This is a genomic window from Microcystis sp. LEGE 00066 (genome assembly GCF_015207925.1).
GTDB classification, from domain to species: Bacteria; Cyanobacteriota; Cyanobacteriia; order Cyanobacteriales; family Microcystaceae; genus Microcystis; species Microcystis ichthyoblabe_A.
Genome location: NZ_JADEVX010000193.1, coordinates 1 through 7411 on the forward strand (window position 1 = coordinate 1; position 7411 = coordinate 7411).

A 7411-nucleotide genomic window follows, 5' to 3' on the forward strand; every position below is an offset into this window, starting at 1 on the left:
CCATTTTTGGTGCTTTACTGTTTCTCAAATGCCTTTTTTCGCTCCTTATGTTTATTTTTATGCTCACTTTGATTTTTTCTCTCCGTAATTTCTCTCTGTGACAGCTTAGGGTGCGGAATGTGGGTTGGAAACTATCTCATCAAATTAGTCCCCCCATAGAACCTCCTTGAGCCATCTTGCACACTTTTCTCTTTTTGTCAAATTTTATGTTAAGAAAGATGTGACTAATGGATAGCTTAAAAAGTGGGGAGTCGGTAACGGGGGGATCAGATTTACAAGATTTATTTCCAAAGGGTGTACAATATGCCCCTAGTTGTCAAATCTTGCAAAAAATCACCCAAACTTCTCACCATTCCGACTTTAATAAACTTTTCGCCATTCAAAACCCCACCAAAGACTTATTTTACACCGACTTAGAAGTTAATATCCTCTCAACTTTCTTTACTGAACCTCAAGTTATCGCTAAAGATAACGCCACTAAAAACGCTGTTCTTCCCCATCTTAAATCCTCAGATAACCACTGTTATCACTTCTCCTGTCATGGAGGATTTAACTCAACTAATCCCCTAGAATCCGCCTTATTTTTAGCCAATAAAGAACCCCTAACATTAGGCGAAATCTTTGAACTGCGCTTGAATAAATGTCGCCTTATAACCCTTTCCGCTTGCGAAACTGGCTTAATTGATTTAAACTCTATCAGCGATGAATATATCGGTTTACCCAGTGGTTTTCTGTTTGCAGGAAGTCCCAGTGTTGTCAGTAGTTTATGGACAGTTGATGACCTATCAACCTCCTTCTTGATGATTAAATTATATGAGATTTTATTTGATGAGAATCAGCAAGTTTCTGTACCAGTTGCTTTGAAAACAGCGCAAAACTGGTTACAGAATTTAACTATTGAGTCATTAGACAAATTTCTAGAGCAATATCAGCCGCAAATAGACAAACATCTTGCCCAACTGCGACCAGGACAACGCCTACGATATGAACAATCATTGAAACAAATAAAACAACGCCAACCCCATCCTTTTATTAGTCCTTACTATTGGGCCGGTTTTATCGCTACAGGAATTTAAGTTTCAGGATTAGCACAAACCTTTTTCATACCCAACTTAAAAGCACAAATACCGATAGCTGTCGCTACACCAACAGGAATACCAGCACTCACAGAAATCGGTTCTATAAAAGGTGCAATCATACCCGATTGTAAGCCTTCTCTAACTTCTTCTTGACAGATAAATTGGCGACATTTTTTGAGTAAATCGCCGATAGATCTATCTGGTTCTGTACCAGTTTCTCGCATTAGCAGTAAAGGTACAGCATCCTCAAGATAACCTTCGCATTCTTCAATCGCATCCAAAGCAGCGATCGCACTTGGATTATCTGCCAATTCAGCGCGAAACTGGGCAATTTCTTCGGGAGTAACTTTAGTTGATTCAATATCCATCGGTTGTTCTTATTTACAGACAATACTAATTGTATAGTTTCTATTTTGCCATCTATCGATAGTTTTTGATAGACAGTGTTAAGTGGTCAATTTCTCTTCTCTGATCCATGTTAAGAGCATCTTAACAATCCTTGACAAAATGAACTTTATGTGGGTTGCTTACCCAGAAATAAACTGATCACAAAATTGGCTAATTGTCAATAGCTTTTGAGATGCTCTTATTCCACAATACCCTCGATCGAGCCTAGGGTAACATCTTAGACTTATTGAACTTAACTAGCGATAGATTCGAGGATTTATTAGCCTCATTTACACAAAAATCCCTGATTTTACCTCATTTACCGCCCTAGCCCGACAAGTAATTTTTCGCACAGATAAGAATTATTCTCAATAGCTGTACAATAGGAAAAGACAACTTTGCCAAGAATCTAGCAATGAACGATAAAATAACTCGGAGAGTCTTTCTAGGCGCGGGAACAGCCACCTTAGCCTTAGCAGTGGGTCAATTAGGGAAAATAAACGAGGTTTCCGCCCAAACTAAACAATTAAACCTCTATTCCTCCCGTCACTACAACACCGACCGACGATTGTATGACAACTTCACCCGACAAACGGGAATAAAAATTAACCTCGTCGAAGGGGAAGCGGACCCATTAATCGAACGGATTAAAAGCGAAGGCCGCAATAGTCCGGCTGATATACTCCTGACGGTAGATGCCGGGAGATTATGGCGGGCCGACCAACAGGGAATTTTTGCTCCGGTCAATTCCCCCATTCTCATCCAAAGAATTCCCGCTCATTTGCGTCACCCCAAAGGTCACTGGTTCGGGTTTAGTAAACGCTTGCGGGTAATTATGTATAACAAAGACAGAGTTAACCCCAGAGAAATCGATTCCTATGCAGATTTAACCAATCCCAAATGGAAAGGAAAAGTCGTCACCCGGTCATCTAGTAACATCTATAGTCAATCTTTTACCGCATGGTTAATCGACATCCAAGGAGAAGCAGCCGCAGAAAAATGGTGTCGGGGATTAGTGGCTAATTTTGCTCGTCCACCCCAGGGTAATGATAAGGCACAAATCGAAGCTGTAGCCGCAGGAATTGCCGATTTAGCCCTAGCTAACACCTATTACTTAGCTGGGTATGCCGAAGAAAAAGACCCCGCTAAACGGGCAATTTATGACCAAGTAGGCGTAATTTTCCCCGACCAAACAGGCCGCGGCGCTCACGTTAATATTAGCGGTGGTGGTTTAATTAAAACTGCCCCCAATCGAGAATCGGCGATTAAATTTTTAGAGTATCTTTCTAGCAATGAAGCACAGAACTTTTTTGCTAAGGGTAATCAAGAATATCCCGTGGTTCGAGGAATTGCTTTAGATCCTGTTCTAGCAAAACTCGGACGCGGAAAAGAAGATACCGTTAGTGTGGCTAATTTTGGTCCTAATTTAGCCAAAGCAGTACAGGTAATGAATCGCGCTGGTTGGAAATAAGTTATCAGTTATCAGTTATCAGTGGGAATTATGAATTATGAATTAGGAAGTTAGGAAAATTGAAGATAGATTTTGGGTTCGATCCCCCCTGCCCCCCTTGATAAGGGGGGTGCCGATCCCTCCTTAATACCCCCTTAATAAGGGGGCATCTGACAGTTTTTAATACCTAACTACTTATGTTAAGGCAATTGAAATAAAACCGAGAGATTATTAGCGGGCATAGGAATTACTTCTAACAATTGTAAACCTCGATCGCTCGCTGCTTGCACCACATCTTCTAAATTCCTAACTCCCCAAGCAGAATTTTGAGAACGGAGAGAAAAATCAAAGCTTTCATTACTAGGAGAAGTATGTTTTCCCTGTCGTTTATAGGGACCATAAAGATAGAGAATTTCCCCCGAACTAAGAATGCGACTCGCTCCTGCCATTAAAGCTAAACAAGCGGACCAAGGGGCGATATGAATCATATTAATATTAACAATGGCATTAATAACGATATTTTCCGTCTCTACCGCCCAAACTGACTGATGAACATCGATAAATAGGGGGCGATCTAGATTAGAACTAGGATAATAATCGCACCAACTGCGAATACTATCTAGAGCCAGAGGGTTACAATCCGAGGGAATCCAACGACAAGGAGCAAGACGAGGGGCAAAAAAAACAGCGTGTTCACCCGTGCCGCTAGATATTTCTAGAATATTCCCAGTCTTCGGTAAAAATTGGCTGAGAACTTCCAAAATCGGCTGACGATTGCGTTCTGTTGCCGGAGCGTATTGACGTAAATCAGACATAACTAGGGTTTGCGGCAAAAAGTTGGTTGGTGGGGTTAGGAGTTGGTCGTCAGGTGTCAGTCCTGATGAAAAAATTTTCACCCCCACAGATGAAAGAGGTTTCCTTACACCCCACACCCCACACCCTACACCCTCTTTCCAGTCAGGAGGATTATTTTTATTTATTCTCCCCTCTCCCCAACTCCCACTCTGCAATAACTACTGGCAGCCAGAAATACGTTGGGTGCATATCATACTTTGTGCTTTTTGTCAAAAAAACTTTTTTTTTGCAATAAAACTACACACAAAAAAGATCATCGTTGTTGGTGAAATTGACTAATTTACCCGTCCCAATTAGGATAACCTTCTAGGTGTGGCAAGGGTTTCAACCATTGCTGCCTAAAAAAGTACAGAATATCCCATTGTGAAATTCAGTAAAATCGCTGTAACCATTGTAACATCGTTGTTAAATAAAAATCTTTCTCAATTAATTTTTAAGAATTTATAAATATTGCGGAATGTTAATTTAAATATTCTCAAGTTTTTGGCATCAATAAATAAATTTTGCTTATCTTTGGCGAACATTGGGTTAGGAGTCAGTATTCTCCGAGTCAGCTTTTTTCTCCCTTCTCCCCATTACCCCATCTCCCTGCTCCCCTCTTCCTGCTCCAGAAAAATATTAAGTTTTATTAAGAAGTTAGTGACAAAAGACCAGCTTTAATCTCTATTATCGTAGTAAGTGGCTTTTGACCCGAATCAAGCCGGTTAAGATAAATAGTAACTTTTGCCCATCATCAAACAAAGATGGTCAGTCTAACTAAAACAGTCGCTGTGGCCATGCCCTCGTGATCAATTCCTATGTCAACCCTGGTTATTGTCGAATCCCCCACCAAAGCTCGGACGATCAGCAATTATCTGCCTAGCGGCTATCGAGTCCAAGCCTCCATGGGCCACATCCGCGATCTGCCCGCCTCTGCCGAAGAAATTCCCCCCGCCCACAAAGACAAATCCTGGGCCAACTTAGGCGTAGATGTGGAGAACGATTTCGACCCCCTCTACGTCGTCCCCAAAACCAAAAGTAAAGTCGTCAAAGAATTAAAAGAAGCCCTCAAAGGGGCCAGCGAACTGATCCTCGCCACTGACGAAGATCGGGAAGGAGAAAGCATCAGTTGGCATCTCTTGCAGGTACTCAACCCGAAAATACCCACCAAAAGGATGGTATTTCACGAAATCACCAAAGAAGCGATCCAAACCGCCCTGAAAAATTGTCGCTCCATCGACGAAAATTTAGTACACGCCCAAGAAACCCGGCGCATACTCGATCGCCTCTACGGCTATACCCTCTCCCCCCTACTCTGGAAAAAAATCTCTAAAGGTTTATCCGCCGGCCGGGTGCAATCCGTCGCCGTGCGTCTGCTCGTGCAACGGGAACGGGAACGACGGGCTTTTAAAACCGCCAATTATTGGGACCTGAAAGCCACCCTCGAAAAGGACAAAAATCAATTCGACTCGAAATTAGTCACCTTAAACGGTCAAAAAGTGGCAAATGGGAGCGATTTCGATGCCGACACTGGCAGACTGCTCCCCGGTCGCCAGGTGACACTCTTAGATCAAGCCACCGCCACCGCCTTAAAAGAACGCATCCAAGACAAAATCTGGCGCGTTAGCCACACCGAAGAAAAACCCACCACTCGCAAACCATCCCCCCCCTTCACCACCTCCACCCTACAGCAAGAAGCTAACCGGAAACTAGGCATATCCGCCAGGGACACCATGCGAATCGCCCAAAATCTCTACGAACAGGGCTACATCACCTATATGCGGACCGATTCCGTCCATCTTTCCGACCAGGCCATCAGCGCCGCCCGTCATTGTGTAGAACAAATGTACGGAAAAAACTATCTCAGTCCCCAACCCCGGCAATACACCACCAAAAGCAAAGGCGCACAGGAGGCCCACGAAGCCATCCGACCCGCCGGCAGTAGCTTTCGCCTACCCCGGGAAACCGGCCTGAGCGGACTAGAATTCGCCCTCTACGACCTAATCTGGAAACGTACCGTCGCCTCACAGATGGCCGATGCCCGTATTACCCAGATCGCCGTCAATATTCAGGTAGAAAATGCCGGATTTCGCTCCTCCGGCAAAAGAATCGACTTCCCCGGCTTTTTCCGCGCCTATGTGGAAGGTTCCGACGATCCCGAAGCCGCCATCGACGACCAAGAAATAATCCTACCCCCCCTCAGCGTCGGTGATACCCCCAATTGTCGCCAACTAGAAGCCATTAGCCACGATACCCAACCCCCCGCCCGTTATAGCGAAGCCTCCCTCGTAAAAACCCTCGAAAGTGAAGGAATCGGGCGACCCAGCACCTACGCCACTATTCTCGGCACCATTATCGATCGCGGTTATGCCCAAATGCGGAATAAAACCCTGATTCCCACCTTCACCGCCTTCGCCGTCGTCGGTCTATTAGAAAATCATTTCCCCGACCTGGTAGATCCCAAATTTACCTCGAAAATGGAGGAAACCCTCGACGATATCGCCACCGGTTCCGCCCAATGGTTGCCCTATCTCGATCGCTTCTATCGCGGCGAAAAGGGGCTAGAAAGCCAAGTCAAAGAGCGCGAGAGTCAAATTAACTCTAGCACCGCTAAATCGGTGATTTTAGAGGATTTACAGGCAACCATCAAGATCGGCAAGTACGGTCCCTATCTGGAAGTCTCCCGAGGCGATGAAATCCTCACCGCTTCCATCCCCGCCGATTTAACCCCGGCGGATCTGAACCCCGAACAGGTAGAAACCCTGCTGCGACAAAAAACCGAAGGTCCGGACAAAATCGGTCTTCATCCCGACACCGGAGAGCCAATTTATCTGCTCGTGGGTAGTTACGGCCCCTACGTCCAGTTAGGAGATGTCAGCGATGACAACCCCAAACCGAAACGGGCCTCCCTACCCAAAGGAGTCAAACCAGAGGATGTCACCCTCGAACAAGCCGTGGGTTTATTGGCACTGCCACGACTGCTGGGAACCCATCCCCTCACCGGAGGCAAAATTAAAGCCAGTTTAGGGCGTTTTGGTCCCTATGTAGTTCAGGAAGAGGGCAAGGAAAAAGAATATCGTTCCTTGAAAGCCGGCGATGATGTCTTAACTATAACCCTCGATCGAGCTTTGGCTTTATTAGCCGAACCGAAAAAAACTCGCGGCACTCGCGGCTCCACCAAACCACCCCTAAAAGAATTGGGTCAACATCCCGACGACGGGGAATTGGTGGGATTGTACGAGGGTCCCTACGGAGTTTATATCAAACACGGCAAAACTAACGCCAAGATTCCCGAAGGAGAAACCGCCGAAACCCTCACCCTAGAACAAGCTTTAGTCGCCCTAGCAGCCAAGACAACCACTGCCAAGAAAACCACCACTAAGAAAACTACTTCTAGCACCACTAAAAAAACTACTTCCCCAGGTAGTAAAACCGGCAAAAGTAAGACGGTTTAGCGGTTAGTGGTGAGGCAATTTTCTCCCTGGTCAATTCCTCACCCTGATGCGAGGACAAATCTGGCAGATTCGACAAGCTCACTGCAAGCTGGCTTTTTTGTCCTTGGCACCACTTTGACTAGGCTGATCCTAAGTAGGTAGGCGTTAAAAATTATCAGACACCCCCCTTATCAAGGGGGGCAGGGGGGATCAAACCTACCTTATCA

4 protein-coding genes and 1 pseudogene are annotated in these 7411 nt (G+C 45.2%); 3 read left to right on the forward strand and 2 right to left on the reverse strand.

All coding sequences use genetic code 11. From position 1 onward, the window contains the following. Window positions 1–233: 233 nt before the first annotated feature. Window positions 234–1076 (forward strand): annotated as a pseudogene (locus IQ224_RS19660) (CHAT domain-containing protein); the annotation flags it as partial. Here the strand turns inward: IQ224_RS19660 and IQ224_RS19665 are convergent. Beyond that, the gene (locus IQ224_RS19665; RefSeq protein ID WP_002749176.1) at window positions 1073–1447 is read right to left on the reverse strand and encodes a hypothetical protein; all 375 of its coding nucleotides are present in this window, start codon (window positions 1445–1447) and stop codon (window positions 1073–1075) included. The pseudogene IQ224_RS19660 and the gene IQ224_RS19665 sit on opposite strands and share 4 nt — an antisense overlap. 434 nt (window positions 1448–1881) lie before the next feature. On the opposite strand from IQ224_RS19665, the gene IQ224_RS19670 reads away from it, so the two are divergent. Next, a complete protein-coding gene (locus tag IQ224_RS19670; RefSeq protein WP_002749178.1) occupies window positions 1882–2937 on the forward strand; it encodes a Fe(3+) ABC transporter substrate-binding protein in 1056 nt (351 codons plus the stop codon). A 179-nt stretch (window positions 2938–3116) separates the two neighbouring features. Here IQ224_RS19670 and IQ224_RS19675 read toward each other — a convergent pair whose 3' ends face one another. Continuing rightward, window positions 3117–3731, reverse strand: coding sequence for a DUF938 domain-containing protein (locus IQ224_RS19675; protein WP_002737910.1), 615 nt, complete (start codon window positions 3729–3731; stop codon window positions 3117–3119). An 837-nt stretch (window positions 3732–4568) separates the two neighbouring features. On the opposite strand from IQ224_RS19675, the gene topA reads away from it, so the two are divergent. Then, window positions 4569–7205: a type I DNA topoisomerase gene (gene topA / locus IQ224_RS19680; RefSeq protein WP_194033387.1), complete on the forward strand. Its 2637-nt coding sequence runs from the start codon at window positions 4569–4571 to the stop codon at window positions 7203–7205. Window positions 7206–7411 lie beyond the last annotated feature (206 nt).

Coding starts and splice junctions, on each gene's coding strand:
- IQ224_RS19665 (WP_002749176.1), bottom strand. CDS start 1,447: ATGGATATTGAATCAACTAAAGTTACTCCCGAAGAAATTGCCCAGTTT.
- IQ224_RS19670 (WP_002749178.1), top strand. CDS start 1,882: ATGAACGATAAAATAACTCGGAGAGTCTTTCTAGGCGCGGGAACAGCC.
- IQ224_RS19675 (WP_002737910.1), bottom strand. CDS start 3,731: ATGTCTGATTTACGTCAATACGCTCCGGCAACAGAACGCAATCGTCAG.
- topA (WP_194033387.1), top strand. CDS start 4,569: ATGTCAACCCTGGTTATTGTCGAATCCCCCACCAAAGCTCGGACGATC.